Below are 24,928 nucleotides of genomic sequence, written 5' to 3' on the forward strand. Positions count from 1 at the left end.
CGGCATACACCCCCTCACCCGCTTCAACCCTGGCCAGCGCAGCCTGGCGCACATGCATAGGCGTCGAACGTCGACCCACAACAACCTCCCGGTCAGGTGGCGCATTCACCACATGACACCGCCATCGACTTTTTCACCATCTGACTGTGGGGGTATAGGCCAGCGGCCTCCGGGGCTGGCCAGCACTGGTCGCTGAGTCGGCAGGGCTCGCGCGTCCTCGGTCCCCTTGGTGCTCCGGGGCAGGTATTCCGGGGCAGGTATTCCGGGGCATACGTTTAGGGGCATGGGTTCCGGGGCATACTTGCTGGCAGAAGTTTTATTCAGTTTTCCGTAGACAATTGACCAATAAGCTGTCTACCAGGTGTTATGCCCCGGAACACCTGCCCCGGAGTTGACCTGCAGTTATGCCCCTGAGTGGCGACCCTTGTTGACCAGCGGAAACGCGGCGGCCGGGGACGGGCGCCGCGAGCCGCCAAGCCCCGCCGAGCCGCCGAGCCGCCCCGCCGCGCCGCGCGCCGCCCCGCCGAGCCCCCCGCAACGCCGCGCCCCAACGCCCCCCGCTGCCTACAACCCCAGCGCCGGCTTGATTACCTGGTCCCAGGACACGGCCAGGTCGTCGCGCCACAGCGGCCAGGAGTGCGTGCCCACCGGACGCTGGTTGAAGGTCACCGGCACGTCGAGCGACTTCAGCTTGGTGTGCAGGTCGTGGGAGCAGGCGTTCATCGCGCCCTCGATCGCGCCGCCCTCCACGTTGAGGGTCAGGGAGTTGGAGAGCGCCTGCGTCGAGGTCAGCTTGCGTACGTTTTTGAGGTAGCCGACCATGTCGGTTTCGGCGGCGAGGCCGGTACCGGACGACATGTAGATGTGGGTCCCGGTGCCGGCGAGCTTGTCAGCCATGACGAGGGCATCGTTGTAGCGGTTGTACTCGGAGCCGCGCGGACCCCACAGGTTCTCCGGGGTGATGTTGCCCTTGCCGGCGCTGCCGCGGTTCACGGTTAGGCCGACGAAGAAGCTCGGCAGCGGGGTGGAGGTCGCGGCGCAGCCGGAGAAGGAACCGACGGCCGCGTAGCGGTTCGGGTAGTGCTCGGCGAGCAGCAGAGACGAGGTCGCGGACATGGAGAAGCCGGTCACAGCGCGCAGGTCGTTGGCGCCGAGGTAGTCCTCGATGGCGTAGGGGAGTTCTTCGCCCAGGAATGTGGTCCACAGCTGCTTGCCGCGGTAGTAGATGTTCTCCTCCGGCACGGTGAGCCAGTCGATGTAGTAACTGAACGCGCCTTCCATCGGAATGACCACGTTCACGCGCTGGCCCTTGAACACGTCGCGAACGTTCTCCGGCGCCTGCACCAGCCAGTCAGTGTTCTGCTCGGAGCCGCCCGCGCCGTTGAGCAGGTAGTACGTCGGCGCGCCCTCGACACGCTGGCCGAATTCGTCGCGCGCCGGCAGCACCGCAACCGGAATGTCGCGCTTCATCGAGTCGGAGTACACGGACACGGCCTCGCCGCCGAGGGCGCGCACCTGGTTGAACCACGCCTGCGGCTTGTCCTGGTAATCCTTCGGCGCCTCGAACAGCCTGCTGACGTGCTCCTTGGTGGGGCGCTTGGAAGAATCGTCGGCAAGCGTGGGCATGTTCTCCATGGCGCCCTCGGGGGTGTCGCCGGTGAGCGCCTCGTCGACGGCGTTCGCGATCGCCTGCAGGTCCCCGTCCGGCACGGACGCGCCGTTGGGCTCCTTGCTTGCCGACGTCTGGGTTGCCACCACCGGGCTCGGAGCAGCCGCGCTCGTGGCCGAAACCGCGCTCGACGAAGCGCTCGTCACCGCGGCGGTCGTCGGCTGCGGCTGCAGCGAGGTGGTGACCGCGCTGCTCGCCGCCTGAACGAGAGCGGTGCGGGGCGCCTCGTCGCGGGACTGGGTGACGGCGGGGATGGCGACCGCGGCGAGGGCCACGGTGGCGACGGCAGCGGCGGCGGGGCGGGTCAGCTTCATGGGGCTTTACATTACTGTGCGGCCACCTCACCCGCCCTCGATCCCCGCAATGACAGTATCCTTATGGGCGTGACTAAGGAACATTTTGACGTTGTTGTCCTCGGCGCGGGCCCCGGTGGTTACGTCGCCGCTATTCGTGCAGCTCAGCTCGGCAAAAAGGTGGCCGTGGTTGAGAAGCAGTACTGGGGCGGTGTCTGCCTGAACGTGGGCTGCATCCCGTCCAAGGCGCTGATCAAGAACGCCGAGGTGGCGGAGATCTTCAACCACGAGGCGAAGACCTTCGGCATCAAGGGCGATGTGGAGTTCGATTTCGCGGATGCGCACAAGCGCTCCCGCAAGGTCTCCGAGAAGATCGTCGGCGGCGTCCACTACCTGATGAAGAAGAACAAGATCACCGAGATCCACGGCCTCGGTGAGTTCAAGGACGCCAAGACCATCGAGATCACGGACGGCGACGATAAGGGCAAGACCGTTACTTTCGACGATTGCATCATCGCCACCGGCTCTGTCGTCCGCACCCTCCCGGGCATTGAGCTTTCTGAGAACGTCGTGTCCTACGAGGAGCAGATCCTCAACCCGGAGGCACCGAAGACCATGGTCATCGTCGGTGCTGGCGCCATCGGCATGGAGTTTGCCTACGTGCTCTCCAACTACGGCGTCGACGTGACGGTCGTGGAGTACATGGACCGCGTCCTGCCGAACGAGGATAAGGACGTATCCAAGGAGATCGCGAAGCGCTACAAGAAGCTCGGCGTGAAGCTGCTCACCGGCCACGCCACCACCGCGGTGCGCGACAACGGCGACTCCGTCGAGGTGGACATCAAGAAGAACGGTTCCGAGGAGACCCAGACCCTCACCGTCGACCGTGTGATGATTTCCGTCGGCTTCGCCCCGCACGTTGAGGGTTACGGCCTGGAGAACACCGGCGTTGAGCTCACCGAGCGCGGCGCCATTGCTATTGACGAGCGTATGCGCACCAACGTCGAGCACATCTACGCCATCGGCGACGTGACCGCGAAGCTGCAGCTCGCGCACGTGGCTGAGTCGCAGGGCATCATCGCCGCCGAGACCATCGCGGGTGCTGAGACCCTCGAGATCGAGGACTACATGATGACCCCGCGCGCCACCTTCTGTAACCCGCAGGTTGCGTCCATGGGTTACACCGAGGAGCAGGCGAAGGAGAAGTGGCCGGACCGCGAGATCAAGGTAGCAACCTTCCCGTTCTCCGCTAACGGTAAGGCTGTCGGCCTGAACGAGACTGCTGGTTTTGCCAAGCTGGTCGCGGACGCGGAGTTCGGTGAGATCTTGGGCGCCCACTTTGTCGGCGCGAACGTCTCCGAGCTCATCCCGGAGGTCGTTCTGGCCCAGCGCTTCGACCTCACCGCAAGTGAGATCGCCCGCAGCATCCACATCCACCCGACGCTGTCCGAGGCGGTCAAGGAGATCGCGCACGGCATCGAGGGCCACATGATCAACCTGTAAAAGCGTTCGCTTTCCGCGTACCGACGTTCCATGGGAGCGTCGGTACGCTTGTTTTTATGGGCTTTTTCGATACTGTGCCGGCGCAACCGGCTGGCGGGCTTGAGCCCCTGGCAATCGACCGGATCCGCGCGATCTTCGACCGCAGCGGGATCAAGTACGGCGTCGATGATGACGGGGATCTGTTCGGCAGCTGGGAGCACGGCTTTTTCCACTTCATCGCAGCTGGCGATGGTAAGAACGTGTTCTGCCTTCGCGGGACATGGTTCGGGGAGCTGCCGCACGAGCGCCTCGACGAAGTGAACGCGTTCACCGCCGATTGGAACCGGGACCACTTCTGGCCGAAGGCATACCCGGTGGTGACGGAGGAGGGCATGGTCCGTGTGCTCTGCGAGCACGTCGTGGCCTACTCGTTCGGCCTGACGGTGGATCAGCTGGAAGACCACCTGGGCTGCGGCATTTCGACGGGTTCCGCGCTGTTCGAGGCGCTGAATGAGGCTTTCCCGGAGGCCAAGCGCGAGGACAATCGAGAGTGACCATGGACGCGATCGCTGAAACTCGCCGCGCCCTGCGGGCGCTCGACGAGATGCCGGACAGCGCCGCTCGCGTGCTGGCAGCCGATACTCTGGTGCGCCGCGTGCGCGAGCAGGGGCCGGAGGAGATGCTGCCGAAAGCTCTCCTGCAGCTGGTCCGCGCCTACGTCTTTGGCGCGGACGGCCAGGAGGTGTTCACGCCGTTCGCCGAGGTCTTGCGACTCTACGACACTCACCCCGAGTACTTCGACGAGGACGATACATTCAATCTGTTCTGGGCGTTCAAGTGGATCGGTGATTCGCTGACGCTGTTCCCCGAGGTTGACCCGGAGCTCGCGCGATGGCTTCTCGACGAGATGGAGCGGCGCTTCCGTCTCGCCGGGTACGGCATGGCCGCGGTCGCGAAGGCGCAGTACTCGTGGTCGGTCATGCACGGCGACCAGGCCGAAGCTGAGCGCGCGTGGAACGCGTGGAGCTCGGCTGGCGACGACATGGATTGCGCTCACTGCCGTCGCGCCGAAGCCCTTCACCGACTGGTGCGCCAGCAGCGGTACGACGAAGCGATTGCGCTCGGTGTCCTTGAAGGTGCGAGGTGTAACCGTCAGCCCGCCGGCATGCACCTCGAGCTGGCGAAGGCGCATCTGCACGTCGGCAACGCTGCCGCCTGCGACGCGCATCTTGGCATCTCCATGGCCACGCACGACTCCACCCTCCGGGACGTACAGCGCATCGGCGACTGGTTCGAGCTCCTTGCGCGCGGCAACAGGCTCGGGGACGCGCTCGGCATGCTCCGCACCGTTGGTGCCGGGGCCGTGAACGGGGAGGGTTCGCCCTTCCACCGGCTCAAGTTCTGCCTGGCGGTGCTGCGGGGCTTGCGCGCACACCCGGGCGCAGGCGAGCTGGGGACCGGCATCGCCGCGCTGCCCACCGTCGCCTCGCTTGCCGACGCTTGCGGGCGCGAAGCCGCCACCCTCGCCGCCGCCTTCGACCGCTCCGCCGGCAACTCGCGCTGGGCGGATGCCCTGGCCGCGACGCGGAAGTCGAGGGTGCTGCTGGACTTGACGGGGGTCGACGTTGCTGACACCGCAGTTAGGTCGCAGGCCGCGGAGGATGCGCAGGGCGCAGCGGTTGCAAGTGACCCGTTCACCGCAGCGGAAGTGCTGGCTCAGCAGGAGCTGTGGGACGAAGCCTCGTTGCTGTACAGGCAAGCCGCCTTCAAGCGCGAGACTGCCGGCGACATCCTGGGGGCCGGCGTGGCGTACGCGGAGGAGGCGCAGGCAGCGGCAATGACCGGGCACGTCGAAACAGCTGCCGCAACGTTCTACCGCGCATGGGAAAACCTCACCGCCGCGGGAGCCGACCCGGGTCTGCTCATCCAGGTTGCCTACGCCTGGGCAAACAGCGAGGCCCAAGCAGTGCAACGCCGCGGCGCGAACCTGATACCGGCGGGGCACAGCGTGCTGGATGCGATTGATCACCTCGCCGACGTGGACACCGATGCTGAATCTCAAGATGACGCGTTCCGCAGTGCGCAGGTCCACGACATCCGCGCCCGGTACCTGGCCTCCCGCGGCGAAACAGCCGAGGCCGCGGCGGAGGCAGTCGCAGCCGCAGAGCAATTCGGCACCTCCGGCGCGATCCGCGAGGCGGCGGATGCGTTCCTCATGGCGGCCCGGCTCCAGCGCGCGCTGGGCCGATACCGCGATGCCGAGTGGTCCTACGAGTCTGTGATCGAGGCGCGTGCGGCTACCGCGCAACGAAGCGCCGTGCCGGCAGTTCTCGAGGAATTCGTGGCGTTCCTCAAGGACACCGGCCAGCACGACCGTGCCGAGCGCGTGCTCAAGGAGCACATGGGGCTGGACTGAAAACGCAGGCTCTCGGGCACGGCGCATGCATGTGCGGCGTGCGGTTTCAGGCGGCCTTGAGATCCGCTGCGTACAGTGCGCTGCGGCGCTAGGCTCAAGCGGGAAAATACCCCGCAGAACACCCAGCCGTAACCACCAAAAAGGAGTATCCCATGGGCTTCTTCGATGCCGTGCCGGCGCAGAACGCGAACGGGCTCACCCCGCTGTCCATCGATCGCATCCGCGAGATTTTTGATCGCAGCGAGATCAACTACGGTGTCGACGATGAGGGCGATCTGCTCGGCGGCTGGGAGCACGGCGGGTTCAACTTCGTTGCCATCGGGGATAACAAGGACATCCTGTGCGTGCGCGGCACCTGGTTCGGCGAGCTGCCGGAGGAACGTCTCGGCGAGGCCAACGCCTTCACGGCCGAGTGGAACCGCGAGCGCTTCTGGCCCAAGGCCTACCCGGTGGTCACTGAAGAGGGCACCGTCCGCTTACTGTGCGAGCACGTGGTGGCATACCCCTTCGGGCTGACCCAGGAGCAGCTGGAGGACCATCTGAACTGCGGCCTGATGACGGGTAACTCGCTGTTCGAGGCGCTGAATGAGGCGTTCCCTGAGGCCGTCGAGGAAGCCCAGGTCGAAGAGAGCGGGGAGTGACGCTCGACCGCTTCCAGGTCAACCTGGGCGGGCTCGTCGAGGTGCTGTCGCAGCACCTGTATTCGGGGCCGCAGGTTTATCTGCGTGAGCTGGTGCAGAACGCGGCTGATGCGGTCGCCGCGCGGCAACTTGAGGACCCGGACGCGCCCGCCATGGTGCGGCTCGAGCCGTGGGTCGACGAACCTGGGCTGACGGTGACGGATTCAGGCATCGGCATGACGTTCGCGCAGGCTGAGGAGCTGCTGGCGACCATCGGACAGTCGTCGAAACGCGATGCTGTGTTCGGTGAGGGGCGCCAAGAGTTCGTCGGCCAGTTCGGTATCGGACTGCTTGCGGCGTTTCTGATCAGCGACACGATCGAGGTGCGCAGCCGCGCCGTAGGCCACCCGGCGATCCGCTGGGAGGGTCACAGCAATGGCACGTTCCGGCTCACGGAACTCGACGGCGATGAGCAGCCGGTCGGCACCCAGGTGCGCCTGCGCGCGTCGCAATACATGGAGGACTGGGTGGCCACGGAGACGGTCGTGCGCCTGGCCGCCGAGTACTGCTCGTTCCTGCCCGTCGATATCGCGGTGAAAGTGCCGGTGGGTGCGGGTCGCCAGTGGCGCCGCATCACAGAACCGGAGCTGCCCTGGTTGGCCGCATACACCTCGACCGGGGAGCGCGAGCGCGCATTGCGCGCCTATTGCGAGCGCACGTTTGGGTTCACGCCGCTCGCTGCGATTGACCTGGAGGTAGGCGTCACGGGCACCACCGGCGTGGCGTTCGTCTTACCGCACGCGGTGTCACCGAAGTCGGGCAGGCACCGCGTGTACACAAAGCGCATGCTTGTCGACGCCGCTGCCGATGCCGTCCTTCCTGAGTGGGCCTTCTTCGTCCGGGCGGTGCTCAACTCCGATGCACTCTCCCCGGTCGCATCGCGCGAGCAATTGCGTGACGACGCCACCCTAGCCCTGACCCGGGACGAACTCGGTGAGCAGTTGAAGCGGTGGGCGCAGGACACGCTCGTCGACAAGCACGAGCGGGCGAGACAGTTTCTTGAAGTGCACCACTTGGCGCTGCGGTCGATGGCGCTGGTGGATGACGACATGCTGGAGCTCGCCGCGCGGGTGCTGCCGTATGAGACGACGCTGGGCGCGATGACGCTCGCGCAGCTTTCCGCTGAGTCGGGTGTGGTGCGCTATTGCCCGACGACGGAGGCGTACCGCGCTGTCGCGCCGGTGGCGCGAGCGCAGCAGCTGGGCGTAGTCAACGCAGGGTACGTCTACGATGCGGACCTGCTCAGTCGGCTGGCGGCAAGGCCAGGCTGGAAAGTTGAGGTGCTGTCGTCGAAAAGCATGCACCAGGCGTTTACACCGGTGGGCCCGGTGCGGGAGGCGGAAACGCTGCTGGCCATAGACCGAATGACGGCAGAGCTGGGCGCTGATGACTGCGAGATCACTCTGCGCGAGTTTGCGCCCGCCGACGTGCCCGCGGTGCTGCTGCGTGACCCCGAGGCGGAGCGACGCCTTGAGCGCAGGCGCGAGCAGGCCGAGGCCGAGGGTGGGTGGCGTGCGCTGCTGGGGAGCTTCGACCAGGGCGACGAGCCGATTGTGGCCCGCACCTTGGTGCTCAACGACGCGAACCCGACCGTGCGCACGCTGCTCGCTGCGCACGACAGCCCGGAGCTGCCCGCGGCGTTTCGCACGATCTATTACTCGGCGGTGCTGCTTACGGGTGAGGGGCTCACGGCAAGCGATGCGGCGAGCCTGTCGGCTTCCCTCGGCGTGCTGCTCACCGCCGCGTTGACCGACTCGCAAGAAGGAACTCACGATGGACACGAGAACTGAAACCCGCAACGCGCTGAACACTCTGAACGGAATGCCGGACGGCCCCGCCCGCGTGCTCGCAGCGGAAGTGCTCGCGCGCCGGGTGCGCAACCAGGGCCCCGACGAGATGCTTCCAGAGGTGCTGGAGCATTTGGTGCGCGCCTACACATTCGGCGTGGACACCCCGGAGGCATTCGCCACGTTTTCTGAGCTGCTGCGCCTCTACGACACCCGCCCGGAGTACTTCGACGAGCACGACACCCACCTCCTGTTTTGGCAGTTCAAGTGGATCGCGGATGATTTGCCGGTCTACCCAGAGATCACCCGCGAGGTCGCGGAGGCACTGCTCGACGACATGGAGGCGCGCTACCGCCAGGCCGGCCACAGCATGGCCGCCGTGTCACGGGCGCGTTTCGCGTGGGCTTCCGCGAACGGCGACGAAGAGGACGCGGAGCGCTATTGGACGCAGTGGAACGCCATCGCCGGCGACGACCTGGACTGCGAGGCATGCCACCACAGCGACCTGATCCACCGCATGGTTTCCCTCGGGCGTTACGACGACGCCGTCAGGCTTGGTCCCCAAGACGCCACCTGCAACCGCGAGCCCGCCGGCATGTTTCTCGAGCTGGCGATGGCCAACCTGCACACTGGTGACGCCCGCGCCTGTACCGAGTACCTGCGATCATCAATTTCCCACCACGACCGCACCCTGCGCGACCCGGAGCGTATCGCCGGCTGGTTCGAGATCTTCGCCCGCGGCAATCAGCTCGATGAGGGCCTCGCGATGCTGAGCACCATCGGCCGCGACGCCGTGGAAGGCCAAGGCGCGCCCATTCACCGCCTGCGCTACTGCCTGGCGATGCTTCGGGGGCTGAGCGCCCACCCAGACGCCGGCGAACTCCCCACCGGTCTCGAGGCGTTCCCCACCGTCGCAGCGCTTGTCGACGCTTGCGAGCGCGAAGCCGCCGACCTTGTCGCCGCCTTCGACGCGCGGGCTGGCAAACCCCACTGGGCTGGTGTTCTGGCCGAGGCACGCCAAGCCCGTGTGCTGGCCGACCTCGGGGAGGCAGAAGAGCCGGTGGAGGCCGTCGAACCAAGTGCGGTACCTGATGACCTGAGCGCTGAAATCTCCCGATCCGCTTCCGTCCCCGACCCGTTCGCCGCCGCCGAGGAGTTTGCGAGGCGCGAACAGTGGCATGACGCCGCGCCTCTGTACGACCGCGCGGCGATGCAGCGCGAAGCGGCCGGGGACATCCTCGGTGCCGGCCTTGCTTACGCCGAGTCCGCGCAGGCCCAAACTATGGCGGGCCGTTACGTCGACGCCGTGAGTGTGTTCCAGCGAGCCTGGGATCGACTCATCGCCAGCGAAGCTCACCCGAATCTCTTGGTGCAGGTCGCCTACGCATGGGCAGCCAGCGAGGCGGAGCTGGAAGAAGCCGACGCGACCGGGGCCACCGTACGCGACGCTCTCGTCGGGATCCCGGACGTGGACACCGCCACCATGACCGGCGAACTGGCTGAGCAGGAGCAACGTGGTAACGCTGTGCGTCGCGCCCGGATCCACGACATTCTCTCCCGGCTCGCCGCCGCCCGCGGGGACGCGGCCGGAGCCGCGGAAGAGGCGATGCGCGCCGGCGAAGGATTTGGTTCAGCTGGTGAGATTCGCTTGGCTGCTGAAGCATTCCTGCTCGCCGCCCGCCAATTACACGAGGCGAAGCGTTACGACGACGCCGCGTGGGCCTACGAGTCCGTTATCGAAGCGCTCGTCGCTACCTCGCAGCGCAGCGCCGTGCCGTCGGTGCTCGACGAATTCGTGGCGTTGCTCAAAGCAACCGGCCAGCACGAGCGCGCCGAGCTCGTGCTCAAGGAGTACATGGGACTGAATTAAAGAGGCCGGCCCTAAGGGCCGGCCTTCAAACGTCGTCAAGCGTGGGCTTAAGCGCCAGCAACCGCCTCGGCGAGGGAGTCGAGGGACTTTGCCAAGAAGTCGTCGTCGAAGTTCTCGCTCATCTTGCGCACGTTGTCCAGCTCGATCTCGTCGCGCTGGTAGGTCAGGGTCACGCGGGTGTGGTCCGCGTCGACCGGCTCGAGCTCGTAGAGCCACTTGGCGCCGACCTTCACCTCGGCGGTGATGTTCTCGACGTTCTTCCAGCCGATCACGCGGTCCTCCTGGAAAGCGAAGACCTCGTTGACCGTCTGGTAATCGCCGTCCTCCTTGGTCATGTTCATGGTGAAGGTGTCGCCGACGGCCTTGATGCGCTCGCCGTGGTCGGCGGAGACGACCATGCCGGAGTTGTCGGTCTCGGCGTGGCGCTCCGGGTTGGAGAGGATGTCGAAGATCTCCTTGGCTGGAGCGTCGATCTGGCGGGATGCGGAGTTGTTGATGTTGTCAGTCATGGCGCCCACGATACAGAGATTTGAGTCACGCCGTCGTCGGCAAGCAATTGCCCCCGAAGCCCACGCAAACGCCCAGGTAAGGGCGTACTTACCAACCAAAGTTTGACACCCAAAGGGGTAGCGGGGGTGGCCGACGCGGTCCGATCGGAAATCGGTGGCGAACATCACACTTGGCGACGCGGCGATGTAAATCCCGTCGATACGCAATACTCCCCGCGCGCAGCTGGGCGCTCGCTGGGAGCTGACGCTTCTCGACGCACGCTGAAAATACGTGTAAAGGAGCCTGCAACCTTAAAGTGAAATCGACACTGGAGGTGCCATGACTGTACAAAACGCAGACCGTGAAGCCATTCGTCACGGAAAAATCACTGAGAAGCCGCTGCGCGAGCGGCCGTCCTACCCAACTTGGGCCGTCAAGCTGACCATGGCCATCACCGGCCTGATCTTCGGCCTGTTCGTGCTCGGCCACATGGTCGGCAACCTGAAGATCTTCATGCCGCTGAACGCGAACGGCGTGGCACCGATCGATGAGTATGGAGAGTTCCTCCGCACCATCGGCGAGCCGCTCTTCCCGCGCGAGGGCTTCCTGTGGATCCTCCGCATCATCCTGCTGGCCTGCCTCGCACTCCACATCTGGGGCGCGTTCACCCTGGCCGGCCGCTCCAAGCGCTCCCGCGGCAAGTTCGCCCGCACCAACCTGATGGGCGGCTGGCAGTCCACCGCGACCCGCTGGATGCTCGCCACCGGCGTCATCCTCCTGCTGTTCCTCGTCTTCCACATCCTCGACCTCACCATCGGCGAGGTCGTGGCTTCCGACGAGTTCGTCCACGGCGCTGTCCGCGACAACCTGCTCGCCACCTTCGCTCCGCACCGCTGGCCGGTGACCCTGTTCTACGTGCTGGCGATGGTTGCCCTGGCGCTGCACCTCACCCACGGCGTGTACCTCGCGGTCTCCGACCTGGGCTGGCTGGGTGAGCGCGGCCGCGGCCTCATGATCTTCCTGGGCTACGTCCTCCCGTTCATCGTCGTGATCGGCAACATCATCATGCCGATCGCCATCGCCCTCGGCTGGGTTCCGGGATTCACTCGGTAAGGCTGATTAGGAGAAACATCAATGACTACCGCTATTAACTCGAACACGGGCTCCGCAGGCGCTGAGCAGCAGACCGTGTCCGCTACCCAGGGTGCCGATGTCAACACGGGCTTCCGCCAGCCGGAATCCGTCGTCTCCGGTGTCACCCCGGGCGAGATCCTCGCTAACGCCGAGCCGAACCGCGACAAGGTTCGCATGCGCGACATGTGGGAGTACCAGAAGGACCACATGAACCTGGTCTCCCCGCTGAACCGCCGCAAGTTCACCGTCATCGTGGTGGGCACCGGCCTCTCCGGCGGCGCTGCCGCAGCGGCCCTCGGCGAGCTGGGCTACAAGGTCCAGGTTTTCACCTACCACGACGCTCCGCGCCGTGCGCACTCCATTGCTGCACAGGGTGGCGTGAACTCCGCCCGCGGCAAGAAGGTCGACAACGACGGCGCGTACCGCCACTGCAAGGACACCGTCAAGGGCGGCGACTACCGCTGCCGCGAATCCGACTGCTGGCGCCTGGCTGTTGAGTCCGTGCGCGTCATCGACCACATGAACGCCATCGGCGCTCCGTTCGCCCGCGAGTACGGCGGCACCCTGGCCACCCGTTCCTTCGGTGGTGTGCAGGTGTCCCGCACCTACTACACCCGCGGCCAGACAGGCCAGCAGCTGCAGCTGTCCACCGCGTCTGCGCTGCAGCGCCAGATCCACCTGGGCAACGTGGAGATTTTCACCCACAACGACCTGATGGACCTGATCATCACCGAGCAGGACGGCAAGAAGCGCTGCAACGGCATTGTCACCCGTAACCTGATTACGGGCGAGATCTCGCCGTTCACCGCTCACGCTGTGATCCTGGCCACCGGTGGTTACGGCAACGTGTACCACAAGACCACCCTGGCGAAGAACTCCAACGCATCCGCCATCATGCGCGCGTACGAGCGCGGTGCCTACCTGGCTTCCCCGTGCTTCGTGCAGTTCCACCCGACCGGCCTGCCGGTCAACGCGCAGTGGCAGGCGAAGACCACCCTGATGTCGGAGTCCCTGCGTAACGACGGTCGCATCTGGACCCCGAAGGAGAAGGGCGACGACCGCGATCCGAAGGACATCCCGGAGGAGGAGCGCGACTACTTCCTGGAGCGCCGCTACCCGGCTTTCGGTAACCTCGTGCCGCGTGACGTGGCGTCCCGCGCCATCTCCCAGCAGCTCAACGCCGGCTACGGCGTGGGCCCGCTGCACAACTCCGCGTACCTGGACTTCTCCGACGCCATCGAGCGCCTCGGCGAGGACACCATCCGCGAGCGCTACTCCAACCTGTTCGAGATGTACGAGGACTCCACCGGCGAGAACCCGTACCAGGTGCCGATGCGTATCGCCCCGACCGTCCACTTCACCATGGGCGGCCTGTGGACCGACTTCAACGAGATGACCTCCATCGACGGCCTCTTCGCCGCCGGCGAGTGCTCCTGGACCTACCACGGTGCGAACCGCCTGGGCGCGAACTCCCTGCTGTCCGCTTCCGTCGACGGCTGGTTCACCCTCCCGTTCACCATCCCGAACTACCTGGCTGACCACCTGGGCGAGGCGCTCATCGACATCGATGCGCCGGAGGTCCACGAGGCTGTCACCCGCACCCAGGACCGCATTGAGTTCCTGATGCGCATCGATGGTCCGGACCCGCACGGCCCGGAGTACTACCACGAGCAGCTCGGCGCGCTCCTCTACGAGTTCTGCGGCGTTGCCCGCACCGTTGAGGGCCTGCAGGAGGGCATCCAGAAGATCCGCGCACTGCGTCAGGAGTTCCTGGCGAACGTGAACATCCCGGGCAACCCGAATGACATGAACCAGACCCTCGAGGCTACGCTTCGTCTCTGGGACTACATCAACCTGGGCGAGCTCATGTGCGTGGACGCACTCGACCGCGACGAGTCCTGCGGCGCCCACTACCGCATGGACCACCTCACCGACGACGGCGAGGCCGAGCGTGACGACGAGAACTGGTGCTTCGTGTCGGCGTGGGAGCCAGCCGGCGAAGGTGAGTTCATCCGCCACGCAGAACCCCTGTACTTCGATTCGATCCCGCTGATGGCAAGGAACTACAAGTAATGAAACTGACACTTGAGATCTGGCGTCAGGCCGGACCCGACACCGACGGTAGCTTCGAGACCGTCCAGGTGGACGACGCTGTGCCGCAGATGTCCATCCTGGAGCTGCTCGACCACGTGAACAACAAGTACGTGGAGGCCGGCAAGGAGCCGTTCACCTTCGCGCACGACTGCCGCGAGGGCATCTGCGGCACCTGTGGCCTCTCCGTCAACGGCCGCCCGCACGGTGCCGGCCAGAACACCACCGCCTGCCTGCAGCGCCTGCTGAACTACAAGGACGGCGACACCCTGAAGATTGAGCCGTTCCGCTCCGGCGCCTTCCCGGTGATCAAGGACCTCGCGGTTGACCGCTCCGCCCTCGACCGCGTGATGCAGCAGGGCGGCTACGTCTCCGTCAACGCCGGTACCGCACCGGACGCGGACACCCTGCACGTCAACCACCACGACGCCGAGCTTGCGCTCGACTACGCGGCCTGCATCGGCTGCGGCGCCTGCGTGGCCGCCTGCCCGAACGGTGCTGCGCACCTGTTCACCGGTGCCAAGCTGAAGCACCTGAAGCTGCTGCCGCTGGGCAAGCAGGAGCGTGCACGCCGCGCCCGCAAGATGGTTGACGAGCTGGAGACCAACTTCGGCCACTGCTCCCTGTACGGCGAGTGCGCGGACGTCTGCCCGGCAGGCATCCCGCTCGACGCTGTCGGCGCGATCAACGCCGAGCGCGCTCGCGCTGCCTTCAAGGGCGGCGACGACTAAAACAAGCGCCAACTACCTCGCGGCAACTGGTGACCGCGCCCGCGCGGTGCCGTATAGTTGCCGTAAGTAGATGGTGTGTAATCCCACCCACCCCAGGAAAAGATTAAAGGACCTCAGTATGGCTTCCCACGCGGTTGCAGATATCTCCTCGGAGTCGTTCCCGGAGTACCAGTCGTCGATCCACGATTCCTACATCGAGGGTTATGATCCGGTCTCCCTGGCCGCGCCGCACTCCTCCCTGTCGCGCTACGCCACCTGGGTTGCCATGGGCTTCATCCTGGCCACCCTGTTCGGCCTGGGCATCCTGGTGTGGGGCCTCGGCGCCCACTTCGTCGGCTGGGGTGCACAGTCCCAGGACGCCTCGAACATCCTCATGATCCTCGGCGCAGCCGAGATGGTCGTTTGCATTGTCGCGGCAGCTATCCTGCTCGCCGTCGGCCGTAAGGATTACAAGAACTACCGCAAGACCACCGGTCGCGTGAACTAGTTCTAGCGGGCGTCGGCACGCATCTCCCTGCCCCTTGTGGGTGGGGAGATTTTTTGTTGCTTTAATCGTCGGTATGGCAACACCGCTCGCACCTATGCCCGGTCCCGCCAACGAGGCGGAGCGGCGGGACACGCTGCGCAAGTACAAGATCACCATGACCAGCCTCCTGGGCGTCATGGCGGTGATCTTCCTCGGCTGCTCCTGGTGGCAGTCCCACGGCACCGCGCCGCTGTGGGTGGGCTACGTGCGCGCCGCGGCCGAGGCCGGCATGGTCGGCGGTCTCGCGGACTGGTTCGCCGTCACCGCGCTGTTCAAGTACCCGATGGGCATCAAGATCCCGCACACCGCGATCATCCCCTCCAAGAAGGACCAGGTGGCGGATGCGTTGAGCGGCTTCGTCAGCGAAAACTTCCTCAACGCACGCACCATCACCGACAAGGTGATGCAGGCAGGCATCCCGGAAAAGGTCGGCGCATGGCTCAGCAAGGAGCAGAACGCCGAGCGCGTGAGCGCGGAGGTAGGCACCTTCGCCGTCCGTGTGATCGAGGGCATCGACCCGGAGGAAGCCGAGGCGGTGATCAACACCCAGGTCATCTCCCGCGTGGGCGACCCGGTGTGGGGCCCGCCGCTGGGCCGGATGCTCGAGGGCTTCATCGCGGACGGCAAGGTCGAGCCTGTCGTCGACGACGTTGTCGCCTGGGGCCGCCGCAAGCTCGGCGGGATGCAGCAGAGCATCATCACCATGATTGATGAGCGCATGCCCAAGTGGGCCCCGCAATTCGCCAAGGAACTGGTGGGGGAGCGCGTCTACCGCGAGCTCGTCGCGTTCATGGCGGAGGTGGACACGAATCCGGATCACGAGGCGCGCAAGGCGATCCGCCGCACCATCTACCAATTCGCCCAGGACCTGCAGTTCGACGGCGCCACCATCAGCCGCGTCGAGGAGCTCAAGGCGGACATCATGGGCTCGGACGCGGTCACTTCCGCCGCGTCCGGCATCTGGGAGCAGGTTTCGGCTTCGCTTATCGACGCTTGTTCCGATCCGGCCTCAACCTTGCGTCGGAAAGTGGCGGCGTCCGCCGCCGAGTGGGGCCGCAAGCTGGTGGACGACCCGGAAGTGCGCGCCACCGCCGAGCGCAACCTGGAGCGGGCGACGCACTTCGCCGCGACGAACGGCGCCGACCAGATCGTGGGGATCATCGCCGAGACCATTCAGCGCTGGGACGGGCAGGAAGCGTCGGAGAAAATCGAGCTCATGGTGGGCAAAGACCTGCAGTTCATCCGCCTCAACGGCACGATTGTCGGTGCGCTGGCGGGCCTAGTTATCTACACTGTGTCGCAACTCCTATTCCACTAAAACTGTGCCCGAGGAGGCCACCATGACTGAGACCCCGAACCACGACGAGAAGCTCAACGCCGAGGCTGCCGCAGCAGCCGCCAACGCCGCTGCCGCAGACGCGAACGCTGAGGCGAAGGAGGAAGAAGCCAAGGAGGAGGCCAAGGTCGCGCGCGACAACCTCCGCGAGGCGGGCGACGCTCTCCTGGCCGCCGGCTCCGCGCTGGGCGCGGCTATCGGCAAGTTCGCCGAGGGCCTGCCGGACCGTTTCAAGAGCGCGTCCGACACCGCGCGCGAGACCCTGAACCAGGCCACCACCGAGGGCGAGGTCCGCTCCGTGGCCACCAACTGGGTCAACGAGGCAGAGAAGGTGTTCAACAACCTCCGCGAGCGCGACCTGAAGTTCACGGACGACGCGAAGGAGTCCCTGCGCCGCTCCGTGGCTGACATCCGCGAGTCCTTCAACGAGCGCCTGGACAACGCCAACACCGACGGCGTTGAGAAGACCGTGGATGACCTCCGCTCCCGCTTCGACACCTTCGTGGACCGCCTGCAGAACCAGTTCGCCGCCGAGCCGAAGCCGACCGACACTGAGGCTGCCCAGGCTGACGCCGACATCATCGACGGCGAGGTCGTCGAGTCCGAGGCTCCGTACGTGGACACGGACGCGGACATCGCAGAGGACACCAAGTAGACTCCCCTGCATGGATTCATCCGCCGTCGAACAGGTCGTCACCATTATGCGCGTCCCTGGTCTGATCCAGGACGTGCTGTTCCGGCTCGTTGCGGCAGCCGGCATCGTCGGCGCCGTACTGGCCGGCACCACGCGTGCCGACGCATTCGAGGCGGCCAACCGCCAGCCGAAGATGGTGTGGGTAGCTATCCTCGCCTTCTCCGCGCTGGCGCTTTTGATCCCGCTGCCGTTCATCGCCTGGTTCGGCGCGGTGGCAGTGGGCATCTACTACTTTGATGTGCGCCCGCAGATCAACGATCTGCTGCGCGGCAACTACTACTAGTACGCCTGACGCAGTTCGCGCTGCAGCTCGTTGAAGTTCACGTTGCTGCCGCCCATCTCTAGGCGCAGGCCGCCGGGGATCACCGTCACGTCACGCACCTGCATGTTTCCGGTAACTTCTTGGCGCATACCTTCCGCCATCGCGCCCGTCAGAGCTTCGGCGACGCCGTCCGGCAAGTCGACACCGAAGAGCTGGGTGCTCGCGGCGGTGAAGCTCAGCTGACCGCCATTCGTCGAGGGGCGCAGCTCCACACCAGCAATGCCGCTGGTGAACATGATTGTGAAGGTGCCGTCAGTCGGATTCGTCACCACATCGGACACGCTGATGACGTTCTTTAGGAAGCGGTTGTCCCCGATCTGCTTGCGAATCTCGTGGTTGAGCACGGCGCGGAGGAAGTCATTGGGAAGCTCCGTCGTCACGTGAAAGCTCTCCGCAACGGGCTCGCCGCCTGCGATACGCACCTTGTCCAGCACTACCGTCGCCGCCGGGTCGCCGCTCACCTCGTCGCCGTTGACCTGCAGCGTGGACGGGGTGGTGATGGTCATGTGCGGGAAGGAGCCGCCGAGCAGGCCCAGGGTGATGGGCTGAGAGCCGAAATCAACCTCCGGCTCGGCCGTGGCCACCACACCGGGTTGCAGCGCTGCCTGCTCCTGGTAGGTCGAGGTGATCTGGTTCGCCACGAACATGCGAATGCCAGCCTCGGCGACGAGCAGGAGCACCAGCAGGGCGGCGAGCACCCCGACTATGACCTTCCACGCTTTATTCATGCGGCCTAGTCTACGTTCGGCGCGACGGCCTCCCAACCGACCGTGAACGAGTTGTCGCGCAGGCGGCGCCGCTGCGGCTCGAGCGGCCAACCCCGCCGGATCAGCTCCGCATGCGCTTCGCGCCAGCGCACCCGCGGGCCGTGGGGCGCCCAGCCGGCGGCGTGGTCCCAGGCGGCGTCGGCGTCGGCAAGCAGTGCGTGGATGCGCTCGCCGGGCACGTTGCGGTGGATCAATGCCTTGGGCAGGCGCTCCGCAACGTCGCTGGGGCGGGAAACGTCGTGCGGATCCCAGGAGAGCGTGAGCGTTTGCGGACCGGTTGCGTCGAGCAGCACCCAGGCGGCGCGGCGGCCCAGTTCGTCGCAGGTGCCCTCGATGAACACGCCGCCGGGTGCGAGCCGCGAGGTCACGGCATCCCACGCGGCCTCAACCTCGGCGACGTCGTACTGGCGCAGCACGTTGAACGCGCGCACGAGGTGCGGGGTGTAACCGGCGAGCTCAAACCCCCCGAGCTCGAAGCGGACGCCGTCGCGGGGAGGCAGGACGCGCGCCGGATCGATTTCCAGCCCAACGACCTCAACGCCCGGGTTGACCTGGCGCAGCCAGCGCGCCCACTCGACGGTGGTGGTGTGGGACGCGCCGTAGCCGACGTCGACCGCCAGCGGCGCGTCAACCGAGCGCAGCAGGCTGTTGATGCGCGGGTGGTACCGGGTCCAACGATCGCAACGGCGCAGGCGGTTCACCCCGGTCGTGCCGCGGGTGATCACCCCGTACGGCTTGCCCTGGCCCGCCTGCGCCCGCAGGTTGTGGTAGTGCGCCACGTATGTCAGCCCCGCCCGGCTCACGCGGGGCCGGGCCCTAAGAAGTTAGAGGTTGTCGGTGATCCACTGCTCGGTGAGCTTGGCCTCGTTTTCCACGATCTCCTCGAGCGCCTCGGCCACCTTCGGCTCGAGCGCGGCGCCCATGAACGGGATATCCACCTTGACCTCGTTGTCGTACGCCAGGATGGTGGCGTCGCCCTCGCCGGTCATCACAATCTCGCCGGAGAAGTCCACCGGGGTGCCCTTGATGTCGCCGGTGAAGGAGTGCTCCGCCTTGCCGTCTGCCAGCTCGCCGATGGTGACAACGCGCTTCAGCTTCAGGTCCTGAGAGATCAGCGCCTGCGCAGCTGCCGGGATGATGGACTTCGGCAGCACCTCGAACAGGGTCACGGTGGAGCCGGCGAACTCGTTCAGCTCGCCCGGCTCGGGGGAGAGGGTGGCAGCGATGTGCTCCCAGTACTCCTTGGATGCGTACGCCTCGGCCACCTTCTCAGCGGGGTGGTTGATGGTAACCGTAACTTCGCTACGTGCAGTCATGCCTAAGAGACTACCGTTAGTGCCGTGCCTGACTCATCATTCGCCTCCCTTACCACGCTGCGTGTTGGCGGTGCGCCGGCTGAGCTGATTCGCTGCACTACGGCTGCGGACATCGCCGCGACCGTTGCCCGGCTCGATGCGGCGGGCACCCCGCTGCTCGTCGTCGGCGGGGGTTCCAACTTGGTGGTGGCGGACGGCGCGCTCGACCTCACGGCTGTGCTCGTGGCCAACGAGGGCATTGAGCTTATCGACGACTCCACTCTCCGCGTCGCAGCCGGCACCACCTGGGACGAGGTTGTGGCCTACGCCGTTGCGCAGGGCCTCGGCGGCATCGAGACCCTCTCCGGCATTCCCGGTTCCGCCGGTGCCACCCCGGTGCAGAACGTCGGCGCCTACGGTTCCGAGATCGCCGACGTGCTCACCCGCGTGCGCCTCTACAACCGCGAGACCGGCGCCGACGAATGGGCCCCCGCTGACTCCCTCGAGCTGGCCTACCGCTACTCCAACCTGAAGTTCACCAACCGCGCCGTGGTGCTGGAGATCGAGCTCGCCCTCGAGCGCACCGAGCTTTCCATCCCGCTGCGTCACCTCGGCGGCGAGCGCCTCCCGTTGGCTGAGGCGCGGGAGAACATCCTCGCCACCCGCCGCGCCAAGGGCATGGTGCTTGACGACGCTGACTGCGACACCTGGTCCGCAGGGTCCTTCTTCACAAATCCCGTGGTGCCGTCGGCGCTCGCCGACGAGATCGAAGCGAAGGTCGGCGAGGCCGGCATGCCCCGTTACGCCGTCGGCGGGACTGAGGAAAAACTTTCCGCCGCCTGGCTCATTGAACACGCCGGGTTCCCCCGCGGCTACCCGGGGGAGGGTGCCCCAGCCCGCCTCTCCACCAAGCACACGCTGGCGCTGACGAACCGCGGATCGGCGACCGCCGCGGACATTGTTGACCTGGCCCGGGACGTGCAGGCGGGTGTGGAGGAGCAGTTCGGCGTGCGCCTCGTACCGGAACCAGTCTGGATCGGCTTCTAGGGTTCTACTTCCCGTCTGCGAGGCAGTGGAGCGCTGCCTCCAACTGGGGCAGGTGATTTTCAACGACATCTCGGATCACACTGATGTCGATGGAAAAATACTGGTGAACGAGGATATTTCGGAACCCGCGAATTTGCGTCCAAGGAACCTCGGGATATCGAGACGTCATCTCCACAGGCAGATGGCTTACCGCTTCTCCTAAGACTTGGAGGTTTCGCTCGATGGCATCCTCCGCCATCAAGGTTAAGGCGGGCTCCGCTTTTAGTTGGTCGTTGAACAATCGGCATCTTTCGATGGCCGTCAGTGCGTCGCTGATCCGGTCTTGAGGGTTGCGCGTCATAGTGCCTCCGCGTCCAGGCGGACCGACGCAGATACCTCTCGACTAAGCAGCTGCTCCGGGAAAATATCGACCGTCACGCCAGCGAGGAGACCTCGTACCTCTTCAGCAAGTCCCGACGCACGCATGAGGACATTTCCGTCCGCAGGGTCCATGTCGACGAGGATGTCGATGTCGGAAGCATCGGTGGCGGTACCGCGAGCGACTGAGCCGCACAGGCGCGGATTTTCAGCACCGTAAAGATCGAAGAGTTGCTGGAGTCGCTCGCGATACTCACCAAGAACATCCCGCAATCTTCGGGATGCGTGACTTTGCACAACGCTGGACATGCAACCCAGCTTAATAACGGGCTCAGATGCTGGCTAGCGCCCTACTTGCCGTCGGCGAGGCGCTCCAGGAGGGAATCGCGCACTTCGCGGCGGCGCACCTTGCCCATCTGGTCGCGGTCGAGTTCCTCAAAGTGGTAGAAGGTGCGCGGCACCTTGTAGCGCGTGAGGTTCTTGCGGGCGAAATCCTTCAACCCGTCCGGGTCGAGGGCCGCGCCGTCTTCGAGCACGACGCAGGCCACAACGTCCTCGGATCCGTCGTGGCGCGGGCGGCCCACAACTGCGACGTCGGTGATGTCCGGGTGCTGGCGCAGGACTTCCTCCACCTCGGCGGGGTACACGTTGAAACCGCCGGTGATGATGAGCTCCTTGATGCGGCTGACCAGCTTGATAAAGCCGTCTTCCTCCATCACGCCCATGTCGCCGGTGCGGAACCAGCCGTTGTGGAATGCGCGCTCGGTGGCTTCGGGGTTGTTGAAGTAGGTGGAGAACACCTGCGGGCCGCGGGCCAGGATCTCGCCGGCCTCGCCGTAGGGCATGAGCTCGTTCGGGTTCTCCGGGTTAACAATGCGGATCTCGGTATCCGGGAACGGCAGGCCGATGTAGCCCGGGCGGCGGTCGGCGGAGCGCGGGTTGCCGATGAGGATTGGCCCCGTCTCCGTCAAGCCGTAGCCCTCGACGAGGTAGCCGCCGGTGAGCGCCTCCCAGTCCTCGATCACCGAGGCCGGGAGCGAGGACGCGCCGGAGAAGCCGATCTCCACCTTGGACAGGTCGATGTTCTGCTGCTTCGCAGTGTCCACGATGCGCTCGAACAGGGTGGGCACGCCGGGAACGAAGGTCGGCTTGTCGTTCTTCAGCGCCTTCATCACCAGGTCCATCTTCGGTGCCGGCAGCAGGATCAGCTCAGAGCCGATGAGCACCGGCAGGGTGAGCGAGAACGTCAGGCCGTAGGCGTGGAAGAACGGCAGTGTAGCCAGCATGCGCTGGTCCTCGGTCTGGAGCTCCTTCACCCACGCGGCGCCCTGCACCGGGTTCGCCAAGAGGTTGGTGTGGGTGAGCACCGCACCCTTCGGGGTGCCCGTCGTGCCGGAGGTGTAGAGGATGAGCGCCGGGGACTCCGGGGTGATGCTCTCCGGAATCTCAAGATCCTCGCCGTTGCCGCCGATGGCGGCGCTGGTCAGCGCCTCCCACGGCACGGTGTTCTTCACCGACGCGGTGAGGGAGTTGCGGGCCTCCATGAGTTTGGGCAGCGGGATGCGCAGCGCGAACTGCTGGAGGCGGGGCATCGCCTTGGTCATGTTGACGCTGACGAGCGTCTCCAGCGCCGTGTCGCCGCGCAGCTCCTCGAGCGTCGCCGCAGTCTTGTCCCAGACGATGGCCACGCGCGCGCCGTGGTCAGCGAACTGGGGGCGCAGCTCGTTGGCTGTGTAGAGCGGGTTGTGCTCCACCACCACGCCACCGAGCAGCTGCACCGCGTAATAGGCGGCGACGTGCTGGGGGCAGTTCGGCAGCATGATGGCAACCCGGTCGCCCGGGCGCACGCCGAAGGCCTTCAGGCCCGCAGCGGCGCGGCGCACTTCGCGGTCCAGCTCGGCGTAGGTCTGCGATTTGCCGAAGAATTTCGTGGCCGGCTTCTGCGCGTTGCGCTCCAGGTTGGCCTGGTACATCTCCGGCAGCGTTGCGTCCCCGTACGTCAGCGGGGGCTTCGTCCATTCGGAGTAGTACTGAAGCCAGGGTTGAGTCTCGTTCGGGTCCGACGCAGTCATACGCACCACCCTACGCGCCCTTGTCCTTGCGAACGCTGCTACGCCAGGTCGCGCAGCAGGGCATCGCGCACCTCGCGGCGGCGGATCTTGCCGGTCTGGTCGCGCTGCAGCTCCTCGAAGTGGTAGAACGTGCGCGGCACTTTGTACCTGGTTAGGCGCTCGCGGGCGAATGCCTTCATGCCTTCGGGGTCGAGCGCTGCACCGTCGCGAAGCGTGACGCACGCGACCACATCCTCGGAGCCGTCGGGGCGCGGGCGGCCGACGACGGCGATGTCGACGACGTCCGGGTGCTGGCGGATGATGTTCTCCACCTCGTCCGGGTACACGTTGAATCCGCCGGTGATGATGATCTCCTTGATGCGGGCGACGAGGCGGATGAAGCCGTCCGGTTCCATCACGGCCATGTCGCCAGTGCGGAACCAGCCCTCGTGGAAGGAGCGCTCGTTGGCTTCCGGCTTGTTCAGGTAGCCGGCGAAGACCTGGGGGCCGCGGGCGAGCAGCTCGCCCGGCTCGCCGTCCGGCATCGTCTCGGCCGGGTTGGCCGGGTTGGCGATGCGGATCTCGGTGTTGGGGAAGGGCAGCCCCACGTACCCCGGGCGGCGGCGGCCGTCGAGCGGGTTGGCGGACAGAATCGGCGCAGTCTCGGTCAGGCCGTAGCCCTCGATGAGGCGCCCGCCCGTCGCTGCCTCCCAGCGCTCGATGGTGGAGGCCGGCAGCGTCGCTGCGCCGGAGACGGAGGAGTGGATGGAGGAGAGGTCGACACCGGTTTCCAGCGCCCAGTCGGTGATGCGGTCGTAGAGCGTCGGCACGCCCGGCAGCACCGTGGGGCGGGTCTTCACAATCGCCTTCTGGTACAGCTCCGGCTTGGGTGCGGGCACGAGCACCATCTGGGCGGCGTCGGTGAGCGCGAGTGCGTAGTTCAAGGTCAGGCCGTAGATGTGGAACAGCGGCAGCACCGCCAGCACCTTCTCCTCGACGGCGCCCCAGTTCTCCAGCCACTGCAGGCCGCCCTTGAGTACGGCGACGATGTTGCGGTGCGTGAGTGGCGCACCCTTCGGCTCGCCGGTGGTGCCGGAGGTGTAGAGGATGAACGCGACATGGTCCTGGGTGATGGACGGGCCCTTCACCGAGCCGCGGGCGTGTGCCAGGATGTCGGTCCACGCCAGGGTGCCCGGGGCGGGCTTGGACAGCTCCGCGCGCTTCTTCTGGATCGGCGGCAGCGGGAGCGAGAGCGTGGCTTGAAGCGTCCACGGCATCTCGTCGATCATGTTGACGGTGATCACCGTCTCCAGCGGGGTGTCCTTTGTCAGCTCGAGGAAGGTGTCCGCGCTGCGGTCGAAGACGATGGCCACTTTCGCGCCGTGGTCGAGGAACTGGCTCTTCAGCTCGTACGAGGTGTAGAGCGGGTTGTGCTCCACAACAGTCGCGCCGAGGCGCAGGATCGCGGTGACGGCGATGACGTGCTGCGGGCAGTTGGGCAGGGCCACGGCAACGCGGTCTCCCTCCGTCACGCCGAGGCGGGTCAGGGCGGACGCGGCGGAGCCGACCTTCTCGTTGAGCTGCTGGTAGGTCATTTCCTTGCCCATGAACCAGGTAGCGGTGTTCTTCGGCTCGGTGGCCACGCACTCGTTGAAGAGGCTCACTAGTGTGTCATCGCCCAGCTCAGGGTAGGGGTCAGTCCATTCGGCGTACTCGTTGATCCAGGCCTTGCTCTCAAACGCGCTCATGCGGCTCCTTCTTCATCCCACAAGGTTCGTATTGCAAAAGTAAGCAAAACTATAACCTACGGATTGGTAACTTCGCGTCGCCGCGCGCGAATCCGCATCGCAGACTAGGCTCAACCACGGGAAATTCGGGGAAAATTTTTTTT

The 24,928-nt window shown here is 65.8% G+C and carries 23 protein-coding genes; 14 read left to right on the forward strand and 9 right to left on the reverse strand.

Translation table 11 applies throughout. The features are described from left to right. Nucleotides 1-564: 564 nt before the first annotated feature. Complete coding sequence (locus tag M5J20_RS07335) at nt 565-1,983, reverse strand: alpha/beta hydrolase (RefSeq protein WP_253578052.1); 1,419 nt, start codon at nt 1,981-1,983, stop codon at nt 565-567. 63 nt (nt 1,984-2,046) lie between these two features. Between M5J20_RS07335 and lpdA the strand changes: the two genes are divergently transcribed. The 6 genes from lpdA (at nt 2,047) to M5J20_RS07365 (ending at nt 10,197) form a co-directional block, all read left to right on the forward strand. Further along, the gene (gene lpdA, locus M5J20_RS07340) at nt 2,047-3,465 is read left to right on the forward strand and encodes a dihydrolipoyl dehydrogenase (RefSeq protein ID WP_253578054.1); all 1,419 of its coding nucleotides are present in this window, start codon (nt 2,047-2,049) and stop codon (nt 3,463-3,465) included. A gap of 56 nt (nt 3,466-3,521) precedes the next feature. Continuing rightward, nucleotides 3,522-3,998: a type III secretion system chaperone family protein gene (locus M5J20_RS07345; protein ID WP_253578056.1), complete on the forward strand. Its 477-nt coding sequence runs from the start codon at nt 3,522-3,524 to the stop codon at nt 3,996-3,998. A 2-nt stretch (nt 3,999-4,000) separates the two neighbouring features. Then, complete coding sequence (locus M5J20_RS07350; protein ID WP_253578058.1) at nt 4,001-5,860, forward strand: hypothetical protein; 1,860 nt, start codon at nt 4,001-4,003, stop codon at nt 5,858-5,860. Between the two features lie 152 nt (nt 5,861-6,012). After that, entirely contained in the window at nt 6,013-6,501 is a 489-nt protein-coding gene (locus M5J20_RS07355) for a type III secretion system chaperone family protein (protein ID WP_253578060.1), read from the forward strand. Next, a complete protein-coding gene (locus M5J20_RS07360; protein ID WP_253578062.1) occupies nt 6,498-8,330 on the forward strand; it encodes an HSP90 family protein in 1,833 nt (610 codons plus the stop codon). The genes M5J20_RS07355 and M5J20_RS07360 overlap by 4 nt, the downstream gene beginning before the upstream one ends. Next, a complete protein-coding gene (locus M5J20_RS07365) occupies nt 8,314-10,197 on the forward strand; it encodes a hypothetical protein (RefSeq protein WP_253578064.1) in 1,884 nt (627 codons plus the stop codon). Before M5J20_RS07360 ends, M5J20_RS07365 begins: the two co-directional genes overlap by 17 nt. Nucleotides 10,198-10,244: 47 nt before the next feature. On the opposite strand, the gene M5J20_RS07370 is transcribed toward M5J20_RS07365, so the two are convergent. Beyond that, nucleotides 10,245-10,706 (reverse strand): SRPBCC domain-containing protein, encoded by a 462-nt coding sequence (locus M5J20_RS07370; RefSeq protein ID WP_253578066.1) that lies wholly within the window; start codon nt 10,704-10,706, stop codon nt 10,245-10,247. A gap of 319 nt (nt 10,707-11,025) precedes the next feature. Here M5J20_RS07370 and M5J20_RS07375 point away from each other — a divergent pair, with 319 nt between their 5' ends. The 7 genes from M5J20_RS07375 (at nt 11,026) to M5J20_RS07405 (ending at nt 17,481) form a co-directional block, all read left to right on the forward strand. Further along, a complete protein-coding gene (locus M5J20_RS07375) occupies nt 11,026-11,799 on the forward strand; it encodes a succinate dehydrogenase cytochrome b subunit (RefSeq protein WP_253578068.1) in 774 nt (257 codons plus the stop codon). A 21-nt stretch (nt 11,800-11,820) separates the two neighbouring features. Continuing rightward, entirely contained in the window at nt 11,821-13,893 is a 2,073-nt protein-coding gene (locus M5J20_RS07380) for a fumarate reductase/succinate dehydrogenase flavoprotein subunit (protein ID WP_253578070.1), read from the forward strand. Further along, nucleotides 13,893-14,642, forward strand: a complete 750-nt coding sequence (locus M5J20_RS07385; RefSeq protein WP_253578072.1) for a succinate dehydrogenase/fumarate reductase iron-sulfur subunit — start codon at nt 13,893-13,895, stop codon at nt 14,640-14,642. The genes M5J20_RS07380 and M5J20_RS07385 overlap by 1 nt, the downstream gene beginning before the upstream one ends. 118 nt (nt 14,643-14,760) lie before the next feature. Further along, nucleotides 14,761-15,129, forward strand: coding sequence for a hypothetical protein (locus M5J20_RS07390; protein ID WP_253578074.1), 369 nt, complete (start codon nt 14,761-14,763; stop codon nt 15,127-15,129). Nucleotides 15,130-15,202: 73 nt separating this feature from the next. Further along, nucleotides 15,203-16,486: a DUF445 domain-containing protein gene (locus M5J20_RS07395; protein ID WP_253578076.1), complete on the forward strand. Its 1,284-nt coding sequence runs from the start codon at nt 15,203-15,205 to the stop codon at nt 16,484-16,486. A 22-nt stretch (nt 16,487-16,508) separates the two neighbouring features. After that, a complete protein-coding gene (locus M5J20_RS07400) occupies nt 16,509-17,159 on the forward strand; it encodes a CGLAU_01105 family protein (protein WP_253578078.1) in 651 nt (216 codons plus the stop codon). Between the two features lie 46 nt (nt 17,160-17,205). Continuing rightward, nucleotides 17,206-17,481, forward strand: coding sequence for a DUF2516 family protein (locus M5J20_RS07405; protein WP_253578216.1), 276 nt, complete (start codon nt 17,206-17,208; stop codon nt 17,479-17,481). Here the strand turns inward: M5J20_RS07405 and M5J20_RS07410 are convergent. Genes M5J20_RS07410 through M5J20_RS07420 form a run of 3 tightly spaced genes read right to left on the reverse strand, consistent with a single transcriptional unit; the run spans nt 17,478 to nt 19,603 of the window. Further along, on the reverse strand, nt 17,478-18,248 hold the full coding sequence (locus M5J20_RS07410) for an LmeA family phospholipid-binding protein (protein WP_253578079.1): 771 nt from the start codon (nt 18,246-18,248) through the stop codon (nt 17,478-17,480). The two genes, M5J20_RS07405 and M5J20_RS07410, sit on opposite strands and share 4 nt — an antisense overlap. 5 nt (nt 18,249-18,253) lie before the next feature. Further along, nucleotides 18,254-19,066, reverse strand: coding sequence for a class I SAM-dependent methyltransferase (locus M5J20_RS07415; protein ID WP_253578082.1), 813 nt, complete (start codon nt 19,064-19,066; stop codon nt 18,254-18,256). A 45-nt stretch (nt 19,067-19,111) separates the two neighbouring features. After that, nucleotides 19,112-19,603 (reverse strand): DUF2505 domain-containing protein, encoded by a 492-nt coding sequence (locus tag M5J20_RS07420; protein ID WP_253578090.1) that lies wholly within the window; start codon nt 19,601-19,603, stop codon nt 19,112-19,114. Between the two features lie 24 nt (nt 19,604-19,627). On the opposite strand from M5J20_RS07420, the gene M5J20_RS07425 reads away from it, so the two are divergent. Then, complete coding sequence (locus M5J20_RS07425; RefSeq protein ID WP_253578092.1) at nt 19,628-20,629, forward strand: UDP-N-acetylmuramate dehydrogenase; 1,002 nt, start codon at nt 19,628-19,630, stop codon at nt 20,627-20,629. A gap of 4 nt (nt 20,630-20,633) precedes the next feature. Here M5J20_RS07425 and M5J20_RS07430 read toward each other — a convergent pair whose 3' ends face one another. The 4 genes from M5J20_RS07430 to M5J20_RS07445 are packed head-to-tail and all read right to left on the reverse strand — an operon-like array spanning nt 20,634 to nt 24,785. Next, nucleotides 20,634-20,969, reverse strand: coding sequence for a HepT-like ribonuclease domain-containing protein (locus M5J20_RS07430; RefSeq protein ID WP_253578094.1), 336 nt, complete (start codon nt 20,967-20,969; stop codon nt 20,634-20,636). Next, nucleotides 20,966-21,295, reverse strand: a complete 330-nt coding sequence (locus tag M5J20_RS07435; protein ID WP_253578096.1) for a nucleotidyltransferase family protein — start codon at nt 21,293-21,295, stop codon at nt 20,966-20,968. The genes M5J20_RS07430 and M5J20_RS07435 overlap by 4 nt, the downstream gene beginning before the upstream one ends. Before the next feature lie 41 nt (nt 21,296-21,336). Beyond that, the gene (locus M5J20_RS07440; protein WP_253578098.1) at nt 21,337-23,058 is read right to left on the reverse strand and encodes a long-chain-fatty-acid--CoA ligase; all 1,722 of its coding nucleotides are present in this window, start codon (nt 23,056-23,058) and stop codon (nt 21,337-21,339) included. A 38-nt stretch (nt 23,059-23,096) separates the two neighbouring features. Then, complete coding sequence (locus tag M5J20_RS07445) at nt 23,097-24,785, reverse strand: long-chain-fatty-acid--CoA ligase (RefSeq protein WP_253578100.1); 1,689 nt, start codon at nt 24,783-24,785, stop codon at nt 23,097-23,099. Nucleotides 24,786-24,928 lie beyond the last annotated feature (143 nt).

The organism is Corynebacterium stercoris, assembly GCF_024160105.1.
Lineage (GTDB): Bacteria > Actinomycetota > Actinomycetes > Mycobacteriales > Mycobacteriaceae > Corynebacterium > Corynebacterium stercoris.